Origin of the sequence: Ferrovibrio sp. (assembly GCF_046297895.1) — a bacterium.
Classification (GTDB): domain Bacteria; phylum Pseudomonadota; class Alphaproteobacteria; order Ferrovibrionales; family Ferrovibrionaceae; genus Ferrovibrio.
Map to the genome: position 1 here is coordinate 420241 of NZ_JBKBHC010000001.1, position 19599 is coordinate 439839.

Sequence of the window (19599 nt, forward strand, 5' to 3'; positions counted from 1 at the left end):
GCGGGATCAGAAACGGTAGACGGCGCATTGATCGACGCGCAGCACGCTTTCCTGCCTGAAGCGCGCCTTGTAATCGGCCGCAATGAGATCGAGGGCGTCGTTTACGGTGCGCGCGCTCTCATGCAGAACCATCAGGATCCGGGTATCTTCGCGGATCGTATCGCCGGTCTTGGGTGAACGCCACACGCCCTGACCCGACTGCAAGGTGAACCCGTCGGGCAAACGCGGCACGATCGCCTCGTCAATGAAACGGCCCCACTCTCCTGCCTCGACCTCTCGCCGATCTGGCATCGCCGTGCCGAAATACAGGCTGCTGACCTGCTGCCGACAAAGCGCCAGAGGTTCGAACCGCAGATAGATTGCCGCCCCAATCAGCAGGAGCGGAACCGAAGCCGCCAGGATCAGTGCGAGGACCAGCCTCGTCTGCAGACTGCCGAGGCGCTCTCCCACCCTCAGGAACGCTTCCTCGAACATTCAGCGTTCGGTCAGCTTCAGCTCGATGCGGCGATTGCGGCGATAGGCGATCTGATCGTCGCGCGCATCAAGGGGCTGGAATTCGCCGAATCCGGTGGCGGCCAGGCGCTCGATCGGCACACCCTGGCTGGCCAGGAACTTGACCACCGAAATGGCGCGGGCCGAAGACAGCTCCCAGTTCGACGGGAATTGCGCCGTGTTGATCGGCAACTTGTCAGTATGGCCATCGACGCGCAGGATCCATGGCAGGTCGCCGGGAATCCTGCCGCTGATCTCGATCAGCGTCTTGGCCAGTTTGGCGATCTGCTCGCGCCCCTCGGGCTTCAGGTCGGCCGAAGCGGAATCGAACAGCACCTCCGACTGGAACACGAAACGGTCGCCCACAATCTGGATGTCGCGCCGGTTGCCGAGCGCTTGCCGCAAGCGACCAAAGAATTCGGAGCGGTAATTCACCAGTTCGTCGACCTTGCGAGCCAGCGCGGCATTCAGTCGTTTACCCAGATCGCTGATCTGCGCCTGGTTGGCCTTGTCCTTCTCCTCGCTCTCCCTGAGGATGCGTTCGATCTGCCCCATCTGCTCGCGCAGCGCCAGAAGCTGCCGGTTCAGCAGGTCGATCTGGCTGCGCGCCTCTGCCGTCAGCCGCCTTTCCTGTTCGAGCTGCCCGCTGCTCGATACCAACTTGCCCTGCAGGTCGATCACGATCTGCTGCTGCTCGGCCAGCCTCTTCTCGGCCTCGTCGGCCCTGGCCTGGCTCTCGCTCAGTACGGCGGCCAGCTGGTCGCGCTCGGCATTCACGCTGTTCAGCGTCGCCTGCAGGTTCCCGAGATCGAGCCGCAGGCGGGCATTGTTGCTTTTCTCAAGCGAGAGTTGCTCGGCCAGTCCCGCCAGTTCGCTGCGCAGGGCATCGATGGCCTTGTCGCGGCCGGAAATAGCATTCGCCAGGAAAAACTGCACCAGCACGAAAACTGCCAGCACGAATACGATAACCATCAGCAAGGTCGACAGAACGTCGACATAGCCCGGCCATGCGCCGGCGCCCTGATGATCGTTGCGCCGCCGGCTCAGCGCCATGGCGGATCAGCCCTGCCGCCGCGGCGCGTCGGCCATGGCGGCGATTGTGCGCGACAGCAGCTTGATTTCGGCGCGCATGTCGTCGACCAGCTTGGCGCGGCCCTGGGCTGCATCATCAAGCAGACGCGCCAAAAGGATGTCGATATTGCGCAGATGGCCGCGGCTGGCGGCATCGAAACTGCCGCTTTCGGCATTCTGCGCCAGTTTGGCCAGGATCGGCTTCATCTCGATCTGATGCTCGGTCAGCTTCAGCAGCAATCCCTGTTCGGCGCGCATCTGCTCGGTCAGCAGACTTAGCTTCTCGTTCAACTGCATGAGGGCCGCACCACTCTGGCTGCGGTTATCCTCGCTACGCGCCATGGTGCGCTGCAGATTGTCGAGGCTATCGGCGGTCTGCTCCAGCAGGGCCTGCACATAGGCGGGCACCGATTGGTCGCCATCGACCACCGCGCCGCCGCCCACGCGCGTGAAGCTGGCAAGCCATTCCTCCAGATCGTTGTAGAAACGATTCTGCGCCTGGCCGGCCTGCAGGTCGAGGAATCCGAGAATCAGCGAGCCCGCCAACCCCATCAGCGAGGTGGAAAAGGCCAGGCCCATGCCGGCCAGCGGCGTTTCCAGGCCGCCCTTGAGCTTGGAGAACAGCACGTTGATGTCATCGTTGGTGTTCAGCGACAGGCCATTGATCGTATCGCTGACGCCGGTGATGGTTTCCAGTAGTCCCCAGAACGTGCCAAGCAGGCCAAGGAAGACCATCAGGCCGATGAAATATCGCGAGATGTCGCGAGCCTCGTCCAGGCGCGAGCCCACGGAATCGAGCAGGGCCCGCGTGGCGGCAGCCGACAGCGAGCCGCGCGGCCCGCGATTGGCCAGCATGCGGGCGAGCGGCCCCAGCAGGGTCGACGGCTCGCCGACATTGCCGGCACCGGAACCGCGCTGCGCCTTCTGCCAGGCTTCCACCCAGCTCACCTCCTGGCCGACGATCCAGACCTGCCGGAAGGCATATAGGATGCCGATCACGAGTACGGTGCCGATCAGGCCATTCAGCGCCGGATTGGCCATGAAGGCGCGCAGCAGGGCCGTATGCAGCACCGCAATCACCGCACCGACGGCGATGAGGAATGCGATCATGCGAAACAGAAAACGGCCAGGCTTGGTCATGCGGTCCATCCTTCCGTCTCTGCCGTACGGAGCGAATACGGCATTTTCACGGCACAGTGTTTCACGGCTCAATGCCGGCGGCAGCAAACAGGCTGGCGAATCGGTTCCCCCGGCTCCGATGATCGCTTAGGCAACGGAGTCTGATCAACCGAAGATCGGATGGCTACTGCCCTTGCGGCGCCACTTCCACGCGATCAGGCTCCGAGCCATCGCTGGGCGTGCCCAGCGCGCGGACGTCGATGCGGGTCGAACGGATGCCTTTGTCGATCAGGTATTGCCGTACGGCCAGTGCCCGGGTGAGGGACAGGCGGCGCGCACCGCTGCCGCCGTCGCCGACGGTGTTGGCGGCATAAGCCCTGATCTGGAGGCGCTCTTCGTTGCCTGCATATTTCGCAGCAAGTGCGTCCAGGGCCGCGAGTTGCCCGGATGGCAGTTCCCCCATACCGGACGGGAACGGCACCGTCACCACGCCGGCCGCGACAGCCGGGGCCGGTGCAGGCCGGGGCGGCACGATGGCGCTTTGCTGGGTGGCCGGGTTGGGCGCAGGCGCCGCCGGCGCCGCAGGAGCGGTGGCCAGCTGCTGCGGTGCGGCCGGCGCAGGCGTGGTGGATGCCGGGGGCGGAACCGGGCTCGGCGCCGGGGTTGCGGCGGGAGCTGCCGCAGGGGCTGCGACCGGGGCTGCGGCCGTGGCGGGGGCGGATACGGCCGGCACCACGGGCTGAGGCGCGCCCGGCCCGGCTGGGGCTGGAATGGCCGTCGGTGCTGTCGCGGGCTGCGCAGGTGGCGTTTCCGCCGGCGCGGGAAGACCGGGAGCGGGCGCAGCCGGCGCAGTCGCGGCATTGGCTGCGGCCACGGCCGGCCTGGCAGGAACAGCCGGTGCGGCGGTGGCAGGGCGGGCCGGACGGGGGCGTGTCGCAGACGGCCGCGCGATGATTGTTTCGCCCAGCAAGGGGGCCGGACCGGCGGCTGCGGGGGCCTGCATGCTCCTGGATGGCGACGCCCGGCCCGTGGCGCCCAGCAGAGGCTGGCGCCCGTCCTGGCGCATTGTGCCGTTCAGTGCCGGAGAGCCTTCGTTTCCGAGCTGGTCGAGCACCTGCAGGTTGATCTGGATATTCCCGCTGCCGATCATCGTCTGGGCCTGCACCGACGGCGCGGCCATGACGAGTGCCAGCGATGCGACGGCAAACGACAGCATGTGTGGCCTGGCAGCCATCTATAGTCCCCCTGCCCGGTGCGTTATCCCGATCTGGCGCAGACGATAGCCGAGGAGGCCGTAGCCGACAACCCGGCAGAGGGACGCCGGTCGACGGATTTCAATGACTTGTGCTATGCGGCCTATTTGGTCAGCAACTTGCGCAGCGGGGCGTGCAGCACGTCGTTGGCGGCAACGATGCTGCCGTTGGCCAGCATCTGGTCCCCGCCGGACAGGTCGGTGACCATGCCGCCGGCCTCGCGCACCAGAACGATACCGGCCGCCATGTCCCAGGCTGACAGGCCGGATTCCCAGAATCCGTCGAAACGTCCGGCCGCCACGTAGCACAAGTCCAGCGCCGCCGCGCCCATGCGGCGGATACCCGCGACTTCCGGCATGATGGTGGTCAGGTCCTTCACGAAGGCAGCGTGTCCCGGCCGGCCATGAAACGGGATGCCGGTGCCGAACACGGCCTCGGTCAGCTTGCGGCGCGCGGAAACGCGCAGACGGCGCTCGTTCACATAGGCGCCGATGCCCTTCTCGGCCCAGAACAGTTCGTCGCGCACCACGTCCAGCACGATCCCAGCGATCAGTTCGTCTTCACGCTGCACGCCGATGGAAATGGCGAAATGCGGAATCCCGTGCAGGAAGTTGGTAGTGCCATCCAGCGGATCGATGATCCAGTAGCTCTTGCCGTCCTTGGCTTCGACCCGGCCGCCCTCTTCCATGATGAAGCCGAAGTCGGGGCGCAGCTTGGCCAGTTCCTGCTGCAGGATCTTCTCCGCCTTGCGGTCGGCGGCAGAGACGAAATCTGCCGGGCCTTTCTTCGAGACCTGGAGATGTTCGACTTCGTTGAAATCGCGGATCAGGCTGCGCTGCGCTTTACGCGCCGCGTTCGCCATCGCATTGATCAGGGCGGATCGCAGGGCCATTGATTTTAAGCTCGTCTGGAAAGGGGGCGGACCCTATCAGCGCCGGCCATGCTTGGCAATCGCCCGGTTGAAGGCCACAACCGCCGCCGCCGGCCCCTCCGGATGCCGCCAGACCCCGGCCGAAACCGCCAGGAAATCGGCCCCGGCCTCGATCAGCGGGGGGCAGTTTTCCACCGTGATCCCGCCGATGGCCACACAGGGCACTTCCATCAGTTCCGACCACCAGGCGAGGATTTCCGGTTCGGCCCGGGTCTTGGGCTGCTTGGTGTCGGTCGGGAAAAAGGCTCCGAAGGCGACGTAATCGGCGCCGGCCTCGGCGGCCTCCATCGCCAGATGGCGGGAATTGTGACAGGTGACGCCGACGATCCGGTCCGGCCCCAGAATGCGGCGCGCCTCCTCATATGGCGTGTCTTCCTGCCCCACATGCGCGCCATCGGCACCCAGCTTGATGGCAAGGTCGGGCCGGTCGTTGATCAGCAGGGCTACGTCATGCGCGTGACAGACCGGCAGCAATGCCTCGGCTGCGCGACGGAACGTATTGTCTGACGCCGTCTGCTCGCCATCCTTCAGGCGCAGTTGCAGGCAGGCGACATCGCCACCGCCCAAAGCAGCCTTCAGGTCTTCGGCAAATGCCTTGGGGTCAATCGCCGGCGGCGTGATCAGGTACAGTCTTTGCTCTGGCGTCTTGGTCATGCATCAACCGGCAATGAAACTTTTGAGCGCATCAAGCGTCTCGTCCGGCCGCTCGCCCATCATCATGTGGCCGCAAGCCGGCAGCACATCGATGCGGCCGTCCTTGAATTCCTTAGCCCAGCCGCGCGCAGCGCGCAGCGGCGTCATGATGTCGCGTTCGCCGGCCAGAATCTGCACGGGGCAGTTCACCGCTGCCACCGCCGTTTTGCCGTTTTGATAGGCGTTGCACAGCCGGAAACCCAGTGCCAGGCATTCACGCGGCGCCCGGTCGACCAGCCGGATGCTGTCGGCCAGCAGATACAGGCCCGGCACGCGGTTGCCGCCGATCTGGTTCTTTTTGGCAATCATCCAGTCGTTCATCAGTTCGACGACCGTATAGGTGCCGCTATCGGCCAGGGCCTGCAATTCCGGATTCACCGCCATCGGGAAGGCGAAACCAAGCAGAGATATTTTCGATATGCGGTCAGGATGCCGCGCTGCCGTCTCCAGCGCGATCAGCGCGCCCATCGAATGGCCGACCAGCGCGGCCTGCTGCACGCCGGCGGCATCCAGCAGCTTGGGCATCCAGTCGGCAAAGGCCTCCACGCTGTCCGGCATCGGTCCTTCCGAGCGGCCGTTGCCCGGCAGGTCGAGCGCCAGAACCGAAAAGCCGTGATAGGCGAACCAGCGCGTCTGCAGCGCCCATATCGTATGGTCGCAGGCATTGCCGTGGATGAAGACCACGGCCGGTTTGGCCGGATCGAAAGGCTTGCCGCCGGTAGCCGCGAAAACGCGCTTGCCCGCTACATCGAGCCACATCGTGACATTCCCTTGCTTGTTATTCCGCCGCGGCGGGTTTGGCCGCCTTCTGCGCGGCACGCAGGGCCTGGTTTAGATCGTCGAGCAGATCCTGCGGGTCTTCCAGGCCGATGGAGAGACGCACCAGTTCCTCGCCGATGCCGGCAGCCTTCAGTTCGGCAGCAGACATCTGCTGGTGCGTGGTGCTGGCCGGATGGATCACCAGCGACTTGGCATCGCCCACATTAGCCAGATGCGAAAAAATCTGCAGCGTCTCGATCAGGGCACGACCGGCCTCGCGCCCGCCCCTCACGCCGAAGCTGAAGATCGCACCGGCGCCCTTTGGCAGTAGGCGCTTGGCCAGATCGTGATCGGGATGTTCGGGCAGATCGGGATACGAGACCCACTCCACCGCCGGATGGGTTTTGAGGAACGCCGCCACCTTGCGCGCATTCTCGACATGGCGCGCCATGCGCAGATGCAGCGTCTCCACGCCCTGCAGCAGGTGGAAGGCATTGGTGGGCGACAGGCAGGCACCGAAATCGCGCAGGCCTTCGGCGCGCGCCCGCATGATGAAGGCGGCGGGGCCGAATTCCTCGGCGAAGTCGAGGCCGTGATAGCCGGCATAGGGCTCGGTCAGCGTCGGGAATTTGCCCGAGGCTTCCCAGTCGAAGCGGCCCGAATCGACCAGCGCGCCGCCGATGGCGACGCCGTGGCCGCCGAGGAATTTGGTGGCCGAATGCATCACCAGATCGGCGCCATGCTCAAAGCCACGGAACAGATACGGCGTGGCGAAAGTGCAATCCAGCATCAGCGGCAGGCCGGCATCATGGGCGATCTTCGCCACTGCCGGAACGTCCAGCACTTCAAGGCCGGGATTGCCGAGAATCTCGCCGAAGACCAGCCGCGTTTCCGGCCTGATCGCGGCCGCCCAGGCCTTGTGGTCGCGCGGATCGACGAAGCTGGTGGTGATGCCGAAACGCGGCAGGGTGTGGACGAGGATGTTGTAGCTGCCGCCATAAATATTGCGTGAAGCGACGATATGGCCGCCCTGTCCCATCAGCGTGACGATGGCCAGATGCAGGGCCGCCTGGCCGCTGGCGGTGCAGACCGCGCCGACACCGCCCTCCAGCGCCGCCAGCCGCTCTTCCAGCACTGCCACTGTGGGATTGGAAATGCGCGAATAGATGTGGCCGCCGCGCTCGAGGTTGAACAGGGCGGCGGCATGATCGGTATCGCGGAAAACGTAGGATGTCGTCTGGTAGATCGGCACGGCGCGGGCGCCTGTGGCTGGATCGGGCTGCTGGCCGGCATGCAGACTGAGGGTATCGAACCGGAAGAATTTCGGCTCCAGCATTGGTTCACTCCCTGACCGTTATCGGCGGCCAGCATAGGGAACCGCCGCGGCCATAAAAAGTGGGCCGCCCCTTCCTTGCGGAGGAGACGACCCGAAAATTTCTGCCTCAAACCTCGAAACTGCGGGGATTAATCCATGCCGCCCGAACCCAAGTCAAGCAGATGTAACAAACTGTTTCAGCCACGCAAAAAACGGCCGCCGGGCGGGCCGGCGGCCGAGGTCGTAAACCAACAGGGAGGAAACAATGACCGTGACCAACTGTAATCGCGTGTTGAGTATGGCCAGGCTCACTTAAGATTTCGTGAAGGGGCCCCGATCCTGTAAGGTCCGGCCATGACAAAATCCGATCTCGTGTCACAAAACGCTGAAGCGCCGCCCGGCACTGTCCAGGACCGGCTGCTGGATTCCGCCCTGGTCTGCTTCCGGCGCATGGGCGGCAAGCGAACCAGGATTGAGGATATTGCGGCGGAAGCCGGCCTCGCCCGCACCGCGGTCTACCGCTACTACCCCAACAAACGTGCCATCGTGGCCGCCCTAGCCACCCGCTGGCTCGCCGAGGATGAAACCCGGCTGGCTGACATCGCCCGCGACCATGGCCGCAGCCCGGCCAGCCGACTGCAGGCCTTCCTGCTGGCCGATGCCGAAGCCGCATGGCGTTATCTGGCCGATCCCTGCCTGGTCGAGGTACTCGACGAAGTGGTTGAAAACCTGAAGGCGATACTCCTGCAGCATCGCGCCCATGTGCGTCGGCATCTGGCCGGTCTCCTGGCCGAAGGGGTGGCCGCCGGGGTGTTCCGGCCCGATCCTGCCGAAGCCATGGCACAGACGATCGACGATCTGATGGCGCGTTTCCACGATTTGCGGCTGGCGGCCGATCTGGATAAAGCCATCTGGCGGGACAGGGCTGTGGCGGCGGCTGAAACGATCCTAAGGTCGATCCGCAGCCGCTGAGTTGACATATGACATTTTTTGTCATATGTCATATCCATGCATCCGATTCAAAAACTCGTCCTGCGCCGCTTCATCGCCATCATGCTTGGCCTGTCCGCCCTGCTGGCGCGCCGCCCGGCCCTGCGGCGGTTGAGTTTTGCCTGGTCGCACGCCCTGGCCGGCATTGCCATCCGCCGCAAGGGCATCCGGCCGGCCTCGGATCTGGGTGATCTGGCCCGTGCCTGGCAGAGCGGCTTCCCCTCGTCGAAACAGGTTCCGGTCGAACGCATTTCTGCCGACACCGTCTATGCGCGGATCGAGACGCCCTGCCCCTTGCGTGGCAGCGGGGCGACGGCGGCGTGCTGGCGAATGATGGAGTACGACCGCGCCGTGGCGCGTGCGGCGGGTGGACAGTTCCTGGTGCTGCAAAGCCAGGCCGAGCCTGACGTCACCGCCTGCCGCGTCGCTCTGCGCAGGGCGCAGTCGCAGGTCGACGATCTGGTTCCGGCCCATATCCGCGCGCCGGAAACCCCATGATGGCTATTTCCTGAAGAAACTATCGGCCGCGCCGCGCGCCGCCTGCTTCTGCTTTATGACAGCGCGGATGGCGGCGATTTCATCTTCCAGCAGGGCGATGCGAGCCTCGAGATCCTCGATTGACATCACCTCGAATTTCAGCGGCTGCGGCTTGCGTGATTCCGCCTCGTCCCAGTCCATGCCGCCCTCCCGTCTCGCTTTGGCTGCATCCTAACCGCAGCCTGCCGGGCGAACAATTTGCTTTTGCCTGTGCTTGCCGATGCGACGTGGGGCGGCTAGATCAACAAGAGTCTTCAGTCCGGGGGAAAACCGATGCTGCCGCAGACCATGACCGTGATCGAGATCAGCCAGCCTGGCGGGCCCGAGGTGCTCAAAGCGGGCGAACGCCCGCTGCCGCAGCCGGCCGAAGGCGAGGTCCTGATCAGGGTGCATGCCGCCGGCGTGAACCGGCCCGATGTGCTGCAACGGTCCGGCATGTATCCGCCGCCGCCCGGCGCGCCGGATTATCCCGGCCTGGAAGTGGCCGGCGAAATCGCGGCATTAGGCAAAAACGTCGGGCGTTGGAAAATTGGCGACAAAGTTTGCGCCCTGGTGGCCGGCGGTGGCTATGCCACCTATTGCGTGGCGCCGGCCGAGCAATGCCTGCCGGTGCCGTCGGGCCTGGACATGGCCGAAGCCGCCGCCCTGCCGGAGAACTGGTTCACCGTGTGGACCAACATCGCCGACCGCGGCGCGCTGAAATCGGGCGAGAGCATCCTGATCCATGGCGGCGCCTCGGGCATCGGCGTCGCTGCGATCCAGCTCGCCAGACTGCTCGGTGCGGGCAAGATCTACGCCACCGCAGGCACCGACGAGAAATGCCGCTTCTGCGAAAGCATCGGCGCCACTGCGGCCATCAACTACAAAACCGAGGATTTCGCGGCCCGCATCCAGGACCTGACCGGCGGCAGGGGCGTCGACGTGATCCTCGACATGGTCGGCGGCAAGTATTTCACCCCGAATGTGAAAAGCCTGGCCGAGGACGGCCGGCTGGTGATCATTGCCGTGCAAGGCGGCCCGAAGGGCGAGACAGACCTGAGCGTGGTGATGCGCAAGCGCCTGACCGTGACCGGTTCCACCCTGCGCCCGCGCCCGGTGGCCTTCAAGGGCGCCATTGCCCGGGCGCTGGAGGAAAAAGTATGGCCTGCTTTCGCCCGTGGCGAGATGAAAGCCATCATCGACTCCCGTTTTCCGCTGGAGCAGGCCGCCGCCGCCCATGCCCGGATCGACCACGCGGACCATGTTGGCAAGATATTGCTAACTATTTGAAGCAAAAAGGGTAACGGCCTGAAGCCGGGGTGGTTGCGCCCGGGGGCCTATCCACTATATTGTCGCGCGATTTCGTCTGAGCCCCGCGGGCGGCCCCTGAAGCCGGCCGGCCGCAATAAGAGGATTTTGCCCATGGCATTGCCGTTGATGCCGAAAGCCACTGCCGTGTGGCTGATCGACAACACCAAGCTGACTTTCGATCAGATCGCCCGCTTCTGCGGCCTGCATGTGCTCGAGGTGAAGGGCATCGCCGATGGCGAAGTGGCGGTCGGCATCGTAGGCCTCGATCCGGTAGCCAACGGCCAGCTTGCGCCGGGCGAGGTCGAGCGCTGCGAAAAGGACCCGGCCGCCGACCTCAAGCTGCTCGAACCCACCGTGCCCGTGCAGCGCCAGAAGACCAAGGGTGCGAAATACACCCCGCTGTCGAAGCGCCAGGATCGTCCCGACGCCATCGCCTGGCTGCTGAAATACCATCCGGAAGTGCCCGACGCCCAGGTGCAGAAGCTGCTCGGCACCACCAAAGCCACCATCGACTCCGTGCGCAACCGCACGCACTGGAATCATGCCAACATCAAACCGCGCGATCCCGTCTCGCTGGGCATCTGCAGCCAGACCGAACTCGACCGCGTCCTGATCCTCGCCGCCAAGCGCCGCGAGAACAAGGAGAAGCGCGAGGCCCGCGAGGCTCGCAAGGCTGCACGCGCCGAAGCGGCCGCGTCCGTCGCCGAAACCCAGCCCGCGGCCGAGGATGCCGCCATGGACGCCGCGCGGCCGACCGAAGAATAAGATCGCCCACGACCACTTTCGCAACGCCGCCGGATTGATGCCCGGCGGCGTTGTCGTTTCGGGCCGCCCGCGCCATCGGAAAACCATGTCGCCGCGTTATCGCTCCATTCTCTTGCATTGCAAGAGGCCCTGGCCGCGCTGCAAATACCAGCCCCGGTGGCGACGAACCGAGAAGAAAGCCTAGGCACTGCAAGCGGTTTCCGCTATAGGCTGGTCGGAACAGGCCGGATCAACGACCATGAAATTGGCACCGGCACAACCAGGGTCGGGGCGTTTTCATCTCATGCTTGTCTTCATTATCCGACGACTGATGCAGGCCGCCCTCGTGGTCGCCGTGATGTCCGTGCTGGTCTTCGTCGGCATCTACATGATCGGCGATCCGCTGGCCATCCTGGTCAGTCCCGAAGCCACCGAGCTTGACCGCGAGGCGATTGCCCGCTCGCTCGGCCTCGACCGCCCGATGTGGGAACAGTATCTGGCCTTCGTTTCCTCGGCCATGCAGGGCGATTTCGGCAAATCCTTCGTCTTCGGCCAGCCCGCCATCGGCCTGATCCTGGAACGCATGCCGGCCACGCTGGAGTTGGCGATCATCGCCACTTTCATGTCAGTTGTGATCGGCGTGCCGCTTGGCCTCTATGCCGGCCTGCGGCACGAAACGGTGGCCGCCCGCGCCATCATGGCCGGCTCGGTGCTGGGCTTCAGTCTGCCGAACTTCTGGGTCGGCCTCATGCTGATCATGGTATTCGCCGTCCAGCTTGGCTGGCTGCCGGCTTCCGGCCGCGGCCCCACCGTGGATGTCTTTGGCATCCAGCTCAGCTTCCTCACGCTTGAAGGCTGGAAATACCTGGCTCTGCCGGCGCTCACGCTTGGCCTGTCGAAATGCGCCCTTATCGTGCGCCTGGCCCGCGCCACCGCGCGCGAAGTGATGCTGATGGATTACGTGAAGTTCGCCCGCGCCAAGGGCCTGAACGAAAAGCGCGTGATCGGCGTGCACATCCTGAAAAACATCATGGTGCCGATCACCACAGTCACCGGACTTGAACTCGGCACCCTGATCGCCTTTGCCGTGATCACCGAAACGATCTTCTCCTGGCCCGGCATGGGCAAGTTGCTGATCGATTCGATCGTGCATCTCGATCGCCCCGTCGTGGTCGCCTATCTGATCGTCGTCGTGCTGCTGCTCGTGCTGATCAGCCTGATTGTCGACATCCTCTATTCCGTGCTCGACCCGCGCGTGCGGCTCGGCGACGCGAAGTGACAGGAGCGCCGCGCATGACCGACGCCACCTTGCCTGTCGCCGAACTGGCCAAGACGGAATCTCCGTGGAAGCGGATCGCCGCCGAGTTTGCCGAGAGCAAGCTGGCCGTCCTCGGCCTGATCATCCTGGTCATCCTGCTGGCTGCGGCGCTGCTGGCACCATGGCTCTCGCCGCAGGATCCTTACGATCTTTCCCGGCTCGACATCCTCGATGCCCGAATGCCACCCGGCGAAGTGTCCGGGGATGGCATCCCCTTCCTGCTCGGCAGCGACGGTCAGGGCCGCGACATGCTGAGTGCCATGCTCTATGGCCTGCGCATCAGCCTGCTGGTCGGCGTCGTCTCGGTCGTCGCTTCGCTGGCGATCGGTGCCGTGGCCGGTCTAGCGGCCGCCTATTTCGGCGGCAAGGTCGATGCCGTGATCATGCGCATCGTCGACATCCAGTTGTCCTTCCCCGCCATCCTGGTCGCGCTGATCCTGCTGGCCATGCTGGGCAACGGCATGGACAAGGTCATAGTGGCCCTGATCGCCGTACAATGGGCCTATTTCGCCCGCTCGGCCCACGGCGCGGCACTGGTCGAACGCAACAAGGAATACGTCGAGGCGGCGCGCTGCCTGGGCCTCAGCCGCACGCGCATGCTGCTGCGCCACCTGCTGCCCAACTGCATGCCGCCGCTGATCGTGATCGCCACCATCAACATCGCCCGCGCCATCACCCTGGAGGCAACGCTCAGCTTCCTCGGCCTCGGCGTGCCGGTCACCGAGCCTTCGCTTGGCATGCTGATCGCAAACGGCTTCGACTATCTGCTCAGCGGCGTGTACTGGATCTCGCTGTTCCCCGGCATCCTGCTTACCCTCGTCATCATCGCGATCAATCTGGTTGGCGACCAGTTGCGCGACGTGCTCAACCCCCGTCTCAAGCGCTAAGAGCCCCATGGTCGCGACGCTCCAGGTCGAGAATCTCGAAACCCATTTCCCCAGCCGCGACGGCATCGTGCGCGCCGTCGATGGCGTCAGCTTCAGCGTCGAGCCGGGCGAAATCCTAGGTCTGGTCGGCGAGTCCGGGTCGGGCAAGTCGATCACCGGGTTCTCCATCCTTGGCCTGATCGATCCGCCCGGGCGGATCGCCAATGGCAGCATAAAGTTCAAGGGCGAGGAACTGACTACGGCGAGCCCCGAACGCCTGCGCCAGTTGCGCGGCGCGCGCATTGCCATGATCTTCCAGGACCCGATGATGACGCTGAACCCGGTTCTGCGCATCGACACCCAGATGATCGAAACCGTGCAGGCGCATGAGAAGGTGAGCGAAGCCGCGGCGCGCGCCCGCTGCATCGAGACCCTGAAAGCCGTCGGCATCGCGGCTCCGGAAGAACGCCTGAAATCCTATCCGCACCAATTCTCGGGCGGCATGCGCCAGCGCATCGCCATCGCCACCGCGCTGCTGCACAAGCCGGACCTGATCATCGCCGACGAACCCACCACGGCGCTCGATGTCACCATCCAGGGCCAGATTCTTTATGAGATGCGCAAGCTGTGTCGAGACACCGGCACCGCCCTGGTCTGGATCACCCACGACCTTTCCGTGGTGGCCGGTCTGGCTGACCGCATCATGGTGATGTATGCCGGCCGCATCGTGGAAACCGGACCGATCGCCACCGTGATAGACCGGCCGCAGCATCCCTATACCCGCGGCCTGATCGGCTCGGTGCCTGGCGCCTTGCCGCGTGGCAAGCGCCTGTTCCAGATTCCGGGCATGACCCCGGCTCTGGTCAACCTGCCGCCGGGATGCCGCTTCAAGAACCGCTGCGCCCGCGCCGATGCCGCCTGCGAAACCATGCCCGATCTTGCCGAATTGCAGCCCGGCCATGGCGTGCGCTGCCATCACCCGTTCGGCGCCGAGCCGCTGACTCTCGCCGAGGTTCGGTCATGACCGCTTTTCTCGAACTGAAGGACATTTCCAAGCGCTTCGTCTGGCGCCTGGACATTGCATCGAAGATCGCCAACCTGTTCGGTGCCGGCCTGAAGGAGCGCGCCGTCCACGCGGTCAACCATGTCGATCTGGCCATCCAGGAAGGCGAAGTGGTGGGCCTGGTGGGCGAGTCGGGCTGCGGAAAATCCACGCTGGGCCGCATCGTCGCCGGCATCATGGATGCCAGCGATGGCACGATCAGCTTTCGCGGCAAGACGCTGGCCGAGATGAACCCGGCCGAACGGCGCGACTACAAGCTGGCCGTGCAGATGATCTTTCAGGACCCCTATGCCTCGCTGAATCCGCGCATGCGGGTGGAGGATATCATCGGCGAGGCGCCGGTGGCCCACGGACTGGTCCCGCGCAGCGAGATGGGCGCCTATGTCGAGAAGATCATGGCCCAGGTCGGCCTCGATCCGCGCTATCGCCGGCGCTATCCGCACCAGTTCTCCGGCGGCCAGCGCCAGCGCATTGGCATCGCCCGCGCGCTGGCCGTGAAACCCCGCTTCATCGTCTGCGACGAGGCGGTGGCCGCGCTCGACGTCTCGATCCAGGCGCAGGTGCTGAACCTGTTCATGGACCTGCGCGAGCAGCTTGGCCTGACCTATCTGTTCATCAGCCACAACCTCTCGGTCGTCGAGCATATATCCGACCGCGTGGTGATCATGTATCTCGGCCGCGTGGTGGAAAGCGCACCAACCGAGCAGCTCTTCGCCGCATCGAACCATCCCTATACCCAGGCGCTGCTGGCCGAGGCGCCGAAGCTGGTCGCCGAGCGACGTGACTACACCCCGATCCAGGGCGAGATCCCCTCGCCCCTCAACCCGCCGCCGGGCTGCCATTTCCACCCGCGCTGCCCGAAAGCTTTCGCGCGCTGCAAGGCCGAGGCGCCGGCGCTGAAGGAAATCGCGCCGGGCCGCCTCTCGGCCTGCCACCTGAACGACGCGGCCTGATCAGGCCGCGGGCTTTACCCTGAACCAGGCGGCATAGAGCGCCGGCAGGAACAATACGGTCAGCAACGTCGCCACCAGCAGGCCGCCGATGATGGTGAATGCCATCGGACCCCAGAAATTGCTGGTGGAAAGCGGGATCATGCCGAGAATGGCCGCCAGAGCGGTTAGGATGATCGGGCGGAAACGGCGCAGCGTCGCATTCACGATCGCGTCCCAGGGCTGTTCGCCGCCGCCGATATCCTGCTCGATCTGATCGACCAGGATTACCGAGTTGCGCATGATCATGCCGGCCAGCGCAATGGCGCCCAGCATGGCGACGAAACCGAACGGCACATTGAACATCAGCAGGCCAAGCGTGACGCCGATCAGGCCAAGCGGCGCGGTCAGCAGCACCAGCAGCATGCGCGATACCGACTGCAACTGGATCATCAGCAGGGTGACCATGATACCGATCATCACCGGCACCACGGCGCCGATCGACGCATTGGCCTTGGCGCTTTCCTCGATGGCGCCGCCCATCACGATGCGGTAGTTCGGCGGCAGTTGCTTGCGCAGGGCATCCAGCTTGGGTTCGATCTGCATCGACACCACGGGGGCCTGGATGCCATCGATGATATCGGCTCGCACGGTGATCACCGGCTGTCGGTCGCGCCGCCAGATGATGCCTTCCTCCAGCCCGTAGCTGACCTCGGCCACCTGGGTGAGCGGCACCGGGCGGCTGCTGTCGGCCCCTGCCACGTTGATATCCTTCAACCCTGTCAGGCTGAGGCGCTCCGAGGGTTCGGCCCGCGCCACGACATCGATCAATTCGCGGCCCTCGCGGTATTGCGTGACGGTGATGCCCGAGACGATGGAGTTCAGCGTTGTCGCCAGATCCTGCGACGAGATGCCGAGCAGCCTGGCCTTGGCCTGGTCAACATCGAGTTTCACCACCTTGTTCAGTTCGTTCCAGTCCAGATTGACGTCCCGCGTGCTGGGATTCTCGCGCATCACGTCTGCGACCTGGAATGCAATCCGCCGTACCTGCAGCGGGTCAGGCCCGCTGACCCGGAACTGCACCGGGAAACCGACCGGCGGGCCGTTCTCCAGGCGATTGACGCGGCCGCGCAGCAGGATGAAATCCTCCTGGAACGCCTTGATCAGGCGTTCGCGCACACGCTCGCGTTCTGGATCCCCGCCGGTCAGAACCACCACCTGGGCGAAATTGTCGTTAGGCAGCTGAATGTCGAGCGGCAGGTAGAAGCGCGGTGAACCGCTGCCGATATAGGTGGCGTAGCTGACCACGTCGGGATCGTCCCGCAGCATGGCCTCCAGCTTCAGCGCCTCCGCTTCGGTCGCCTCGAGCGAAGCGCCCTGCGGCAGGCGCAGGTCGACCATCAGTTCCGGGCGATTCGATGCGGGGAAGAACTGCTGCTGCACGAGGCCGAAGCCAAGCACGCTCAGCACGAAGATGCCGATGGTGGAACCGATCACGATCCAGCGGCGCCGCACGCACCAGTCGACGACCGGCCGCACGTAGCGATAGATGCCGCGCCGATACACTTCGTCGCCATGCTCATGCCCCTTCTTGGGCGTCGGCAGCAGCTTGTATCCGATGAATGGCGTGAAGATCACGGCAACGATCCAGGAAACCAGAAGGGATATGGTAACCACGGCGAAGATCGAGAAGGTGTATTCACCGGCCGATGACTTGGCGAAGCCAACCGGCACGAAGCCGGCCGCCGTGATCAGCGTGCCGGTCAACATCGGAAAGGCGGTGGAGGTGTAGGCGAAACTGGCGGCGCGGAAGCGGTCGAAACCCTGCTCCATTTTCACCTGCATCATCTCGACCGCGATGATGGCGTCGTCGACCAGAAGGCCAAGCGAGATGATCAGCGCACCCAGCGAGATACGGTGGAAATCAATGCCGAAGATCTGCATGCACACGAAGGTGATCGCCAGGACCAGTGGAATACACAGCATCACCACCACGCCGCTGCGCAGGCCAAGGCTGAGAAAACTGACCGCTAGGACGATGACAACCGCCTCCAGAAGCACCTTCATGAATTCCGAGATCGAGCGCTGTACCACCGTCGGCTGGTCGGCCACCTTCTTTACCTCAATGCCGATCGGCATATCGGCTTTCAGGCGCGCCATGGTGGCATCCAGTGCCTTGCCCAGCTCGATCATGTTGCCGCCCTTGGCCATCGAGATGGCCAGGCCGATGGAATCCTCGCCATTGAAACGCAGCCGGGGACTGGGCGGATCGGCATAGTCGCGGCGGATGTCGGCAATGTCGCCCAGGCGGATCAGGCGGCCGTTGGCTTCGATCGACAATTCCTGCAGGGCGCGGGCAGTTTCAATATCCCCGCTGACGCGCGTGGCGATGCGGTCGGATGCGGTCTGGACCACGCCGGATGCGGTCTGGTCATTCTGCTGCTGGATCACCTGGATGATCTGCTGCGGGTTCAACCCCAGACTGGCCAGCTTCTTGTTCGAGAATTCGATATAGACTTTCTCGGGCTGGACTCCGAGCAGGTCGGCCTTGCCGACATACCTGATGCGCAGCAGCTCCTCGCGCACATCCTCGACGTAATCCTTCAATTCGCGGTGGGTGAAGCCATCGGCGGTGAAGGCATAGATGGTGCCGAAGGTATCGCCGAATTCGTCGTTGAAGAACGGTCCCTGCACGCCCTGCGGCAGGGTATGGCGGACATCGCCGACCTTCTTGCGCACTTCATACCAGATGTCGGACACCAGCTTAGGCGGGGTATCGTCCCGCAACGTGACATACACGGTGGATTCGGCCGGCTTGGAATAGCTGCGCACATTGTCCAGATACGGTGTTTCCTGCAGCTTCTTCTCAATCTTGTCGGTGACCTGCTGTTCTACCTCGCGCGCCGTGGCGCCGGGCCAGTTGGTGCGCACGATCATGACCTTGAAGGTGAAATCCGGATCCTCGGCACGACCGAGCTGCACGTAGGATAAGGCTCCGGCCGCCAGCAGCAGAACGATCAGGAACCCGATCAGGGAAGGATGGCGCAGCGCCCAGGCGGAGAGATTGAAGCGATCGGCGCCGTCGCCGGCGGAATGCGGAATGTTCACGACCGGCCTCCGGCCACTTCCGGCAACAGTCGCACCACCTGCCCCGGGATGAGCTTGTGCACGCCGGCCGTCACGACCTTTTCGCCTTCTTTCAGGCCGGCGGCGATCAGCACGGCCTTCTCGATATAGGATGCCACCTGCACGGGGCGCAGCTCGACCTTGCCCTCAGCCTCGGTGCCGGTGAACACCCAGACGGCAGGCTGATCGTCCTTCTGGTATAGCGCCGCCAGCGGCAGGGCGATCACGTTGGCGTCGCTGCGCCGCAGGATGGTGACGCTGGCGGTCATGCCCAGGCGCATGGCGGCGGGTGCATCCTGCACGGTCACCTTCACCGCGTAGGTACGGGTGGCCGGGTCGGCACCCGGTGCGATCTCGCGCACCACGCCGGCATATTCCCTGTCCGGCTGCGCCCACAGGCTGATGGCGATGGCGGTGGCACTGCGCAGTTCGTCGAGGCGGTTTTCCGCCACGTTGAACACGACTTCCTTTTCCTCTGGCCGCGCCAGCTTCATCACGGTCTGGCCCGAGGCCACGACCTGCCCGGCCTCGGCACTGATCGCGGTGATCACGCCGTCGGCATCGGCATGCAGTTCGGTATAGTCCATCTGGTTCTGCGCCACGCGCAGTTGCGACCGGGCGCTGTCCAGCTGGGCCTCGGCAGTGTTGTAGGTGTTCTGGCGACGATCCAGCTCGGCCTGGCTGATCACCTTGCTGTCGAACAGCTTGCGATAGCGGTTCAGCTCGGTCTGCGCCTGGTTGAAATTGGCTTGCGCCGCGCTCAGCTGTGCCCGGGCATTCTGGATTTGCAGCCGCGTATCGTCAGGATCGAGGCGGGCCAGCAGGGCGCCCTTCTTAACTTCCGAGCCGATCTCGACATAGCGGGCGACCAGCTTGCCGCCGATGCGGAAGGCCAGGTTGGTTTCGTAGCGGGCACGGACCTCGCCGGTATAGCTGGATCGGCTTTCAAAAGCCTGCGGCGTCACGGTGGCGACGCGGACGGGCCGGACCGGCTCGGGCGGCGGGGCCGGGCGGTCACAGGCCGCCACAAGCATCACGAGAGCTGCCGCCAGGGCCGCCCTGCCGAGTGTTTCACGCATCGCAAACATCGCCGTCTCTCCTGT

19 protein-coding genes are annotated in these 19599 nt (G+C 64.6%); 8 read left to right on the forward strand and 11 right to left on the reverse strand.

What is annotated here, in order from left to right; all coding sequences use genetic code 11:
* Positions 1-6 precede the first annotated feature (6 nt).
* The 8 genes from ACK4FK_RS02060 to ACK4FK_RS02095 all read right to left on the reverse strand — a co-directional run bounded on the left by ACK4FK_RS02060 (position 7) and on the right by ACK4FK_RS02095 (position 7654).
* Positions 7-474 (reverse strand): DUF3574 domain-containing protein, encoded by a 468-nt coding sequence (locus ACK4FK_RS02060; protein ID WP_409740407.1) that lies wholly within the window; start codon positions 472-474, stop codon positions 7-9.
* Positions 475-1545: a peptidoglycan -binding protein gene (locus ACK4FK_RS02065; protein WP_409740410.1), complete on the reverse strand. Its 1071-nt coding sequence runs from the start codon at positions 1543-1545 to the stop codon at positions 475-477.
* A 6-nt stretch (positions 1546-1551) separates the two neighbouring features.
* Entirely contained in the window at positions 1552-2703 is a 1152-nt protein-coding gene (locus ACK4FK_RS02070; protein ID WP_409740413.1) for a flagellar motor protein MotA, read from the reverse strand.
* 163 nt (positions 2704-2866) lie between these two features.
* On the reverse strand, positions 2867-3916 hold the full coding sequence (locus tag ACK4FK_RS02075) for an OmpA family protein (RefSeq protein ID WP_409740416.1): 1050 nt from the start codon (positions 3914-3916) through the stop codon (positions 2867-2869).
* Positions 3917-4038: 122 nt separating this feature from the next.
* Complete coding sequence (locus tag ACK4FK_RS02080) at positions 4039-4827, reverse strand: inositol monophosphatase family protein (protein WP_409740418.1); 789 nt, start codon at positions 4825-4827, stop codon at positions 4039-4041.
* A 36-nt stretch (positions 4828-4863) separates the two neighbouring features.
* Positions 4864-5520 carry a thiamine phosphate synthase gene (gene thiE / locus ACK4FK_RS02085; RefSeq protein ID WP_409740421.1) on the reverse strand — a complete coding sequence of 219 codons (657 nt, stop codon included), beginning with the start codon at positions 5518-5520 and terminating at the stop codon, positions 4864-4866.
* A 3-nt stretch (positions 5521-5523) separates the two neighbouring features.
* The gene (locus tag ACK4FK_RS02090) at positions 5524-6318 is read right to left on the reverse strand and encodes an alpha/beta fold hydrolase (RefSeq protein ID WP_409740424.1); all 795 of its coding nucleotides are present in this window, start codon (positions 6316-6318) and stop codon (positions 5524-5526) included.
* A 19-nt stretch (positions 6319-6337) separates the two neighbouring features.
* Complete coding sequence (locus ACK4FK_RS02095) at positions 6338-7654, reverse strand: O-acetylhomoserine aminocarboxypropyltransferase (protein WP_409740426.1); 1317 nt, start codon at positions 7652-7654, stop codon at positions 6338-6340.
* A gap of 333 nt (positions 7655-7987) precedes the next feature.
* Between ACK4FK_RS02095 and ACK4FK_RS02100 the strand changes: the two genes are divergently transcribed.
* Both ACK4FK_RS02100 and ACK4FK_RS02105 read left to right on the forward strand, forming a co-directional pair.
* The gene (locus tag ACK4FK_RS02100; protein WP_409740429.1) at positions 7988-8605 is read left to right on the forward strand and encodes a TetR/AcrR family transcriptional regulator; all 618 of its coding nucleotides are present in this window, start codon (positions 7988-7990) and stop codon (positions 8603-8605) included.
* A 36-nt stretch (positions 8606-8641) separates the two neighbouring features.
* Positions 8642-9121, forward strand: a complete 480-nt coding sequence (locus ACK4FK_RS02105) for a hypothetical protein (RefSeq protein ID WP_409740432.1) — start codon at positions 8642-8644, stop codon at positions 9119-9121.
* Positions 9122-9124: 3 nt separating this feature from the next.
* On the opposite strand, the gene ACK4FK_RS02110 is transcribed toward ACK4FK_RS02105, so the two are convergent.
* The gene (locus ACK4FK_RS02110) at positions 9125-9301 is read right to left on the reverse strand and encodes a DUF1192 family protein (RefSeq protein WP_409740435.1); all 177 of its coding nucleotides are present in this window, start codon (positions 9299-9301) and stop codon (positions 9125-9127) included.
* A gap of 132 nt (positions 9302-9433) precedes the next feature.
* Here ACK4FK_RS02110 and ACK4FK_RS02115 point away from each other — a divergent pair, with 132 nt between their 5' ends.
* From ACK4FK_RS02115 to ACK4FK_RS02140, 6 genes are all read left to right on the forward strand, one after another.
* A complete protein-coding gene (locus tag ACK4FK_RS02115) occupies positions 9434-10429 on the forward strand; it encodes an NAD(P)H-quinone oxidoreductase (RefSeq protein ID WP_409740438.1) in 996 nt (331 codons plus the stop codon).
* A 132-nt stretch (positions 10430-10561) separates the two neighbouring features.
* Entirely contained in the window at positions 10562-11215 is a 654-nt protein-coding gene (locus ACK4FK_RS02120; protein ID WP_409740441.1) for a DUF1013 domain-containing protein, read from the forward strand.
* A gap of 283 nt (positions 11216-11498) precedes the next feature.
* Positions 11499-12473 carry an ABC transporter permease gene (locus tag ACK4FK_RS02125; RefSeq protein WP_409740443.1) on the forward strand — a complete coding sequence of 325 codons (975 nt, stop codon included), beginning with the start codon at positions 11499-11501 and terminating at the stop codon, positions 12471-12473.
* Positions 12474-12487: 14 nt separating this feature from the next.
* Positions 12488-13399, forward strand: a complete 912-nt coding sequence (locus tag ACK4FK_RS02130) for an ABC transporter permease (RefSeq protein ID WP_409740445.1) — start codon at positions 12488-12490, stop codon at positions 13397-13399.
* A gap of 7 nt (positions 13400-13406) precedes the next feature.
* Positions 13407-14402 (forward strand): ABC transporter ATP-binding protein, encoded by a 996-nt coding sequence (locus tag ACK4FK_RS02135; RefSeq protein WP_409740447.1) that lies wholly within the window; start codon positions 13407-13409, stop codon positions 14400-14402.
* Entirely contained in the window at positions 14399-15394 is a 996-nt protein-coding gene (locus ACK4FK_RS02140; RefSeq protein ID WP_409740449.1) for an ABC transporter ATP-binding protein, read from the forward strand. Before ACK4FK_RS02135 ends, ACK4FK_RS02140 begins: the two co-directional genes overlap by 4 nt.
* Here ACK4FK_RS02140 and ACK4FK_RS02145 read toward each other — a convergent pair whose 3' ends face one another.
* Together ACK4FK_RS02145 and ACK4FK_RS02150 are read right to left on the reverse strand one after the other, a co-directional pair.
* Complete coding sequence (locus ACK4FK_RS02145; RefSeq protein WP_409740452.1) at positions 15395-18478, reverse strand: efflux RND transporter permease subunit; 3084 nt, start codon at positions 18476-18478, stop codon at positions 15395-15397.
* On the reverse strand, positions 18475-19584 hold the full coding sequence (locus ACK4FK_RS02150; protein ID WP_409740455.1) for an efflux RND transporter periplasmic adaptor subunit: 1110 nt from the start codon (positions 19582-19584) through the stop codon (positions 18475-18477). The genes ACK4FK_RS02145 and ACK4FK_RS02150 overlap by 4 nt, the downstream gene beginning before the upstream one ends.
* Positions 19585-19599 lie beyond the last annotated feature (15 nt).

Excerpts from the sequence above, each read along its gene's own strand:
- ACK4FK_RS02060 (WP_409740407.1), bottom strand. The coding sequence starts at position 474 with ATGTTCGAGGAAGCGTTCCTGAGGGTGGGAGAGCGCCTCGGCAGTCTG.
- ACK4FK_RS02065 (WP_409740410.1), bottom strand. The coding sequence starts at position 1,545 with ATGGCGCTGAGCCGGCGGCGCAACGATCATCAGGGCGCCGGCGCATGG.
- ACK4FK_RS02070 (WP_409740413.1), bottom strand. The coding sequence starts at position 2,703 with ATGACCAAGCCTGGCCGTTTTCTGTTTCGCATGATCGCATTCCTCATC.
- ACK4FK_RS02075 (WP_409740416.1), bottom strand. The coding sequence starts at position 3,916 with ATGGCTGCCAGGCCACACATGCTGTCGTTTGCCGTCGCATCGCTGGCA.
- ACK4FK_RS02080 (WP_409740418.1), bottom strand. The coding sequence starts at position 4,827 with ATGGCCCTGCGATCCGCCCTGATCAATGCGATGGCGAACGCGGCGCGT.
- thiE (WP_409740421.1), bottom strand. The coding sequence starts at position 5,520 with ATGACCAAGACGCCAGAGCAAAGACTGTACCTGATCACGCCGCCGGCG.
- ACK4FK_RS02090 (WP_409740424.1), bottom strand. The coding sequence starts at position 6,318 with ATGTGGCTCGATGTAGCGGGCAAGCGCGTTTTCGCGGCTACCGGCGGC.
- ACK4FK_RS02095 (WP_409740426.1), bottom strand. The coding sequence starts at position 7,654 with ATGCTGGAGCCGAAATTCTTCCGGTTCGATACCCTCAGTCTGCATGCC.
- ACK4FK_RS02100 (WP_409740429.1), top strand. The coding sequence starts at position 7,988 with ATGACAAAATCCGATCTCGTGTCACAAAACGCTGAAGCGCCGCCCGGC.
- ACK4FK_RS02105 (WP_409740432.1), top strand. The coding sequence starts at position 8,642 with ATGCATCCGATTCAAAAACTCGTCCTGCGCCGCTTCATCGCCATCATG.
- ACK4FK_RS02110 (WP_409740435.1), bottom strand. The coding sequence starts at position 9,301 with ATGGACTGGGACGAGGCGGAATCACGCAAGCCGCAGCCGCTGAAATTC.
- ACK4FK_RS02115 (WP_409740438.1), top strand. The coding sequence starts at position 9,434 with ATGCTGCCGCAGACCATGACCGTGATCGAGATCAGCCAGCCTGGCGGG.
- ACK4FK_RS02120 (WP_409740441.1), top strand. The coding sequence starts at position 10,562 with ATGGCATTGCCGTTGATGCCGAAAGCCACTGCCGTGTGGCTGATCGAC.
- ACK4FK_RS02125 (WP_409740443.1), top strand. The coding sequence starts at position 11,499 with ATGCTTGTCTTCATTATCCGACGACTGATGCAGGCCGCCCTCGTGGTC.
- ACK4FK_RS02130 (WP_409740445.1), top strand. The coding sequence starts at position 12,488 with ATGACCGACGCCACCTTGCCTGTCGCCGAACTGGCCAAGACGGAATCT.
- ACK4FK_RS02135 (WP_409740447.1), top strand. The coding sequence starts at position 13,407 with ATGGTCGCGACGCTCCAGGTCGAGAATCTCGAAACCCATTTCCCCAGC.
- ACK4FK_RS02140 (WP_409740449.1), top strand. The coding sequence starts at position 14,399 with ATGACCGCTTTTCTCGAACTGAAGGACATTTCCAAGCGCTTCGTCTGG.
- ACK4FK_RS02150 (WP_409740455.1), bottom strand. The coding sequence starts at position 19,584 with ATGTTTGCGATGCGTGAAACACTCGGCAGGGCGGCCCTGGCGGCAGCT.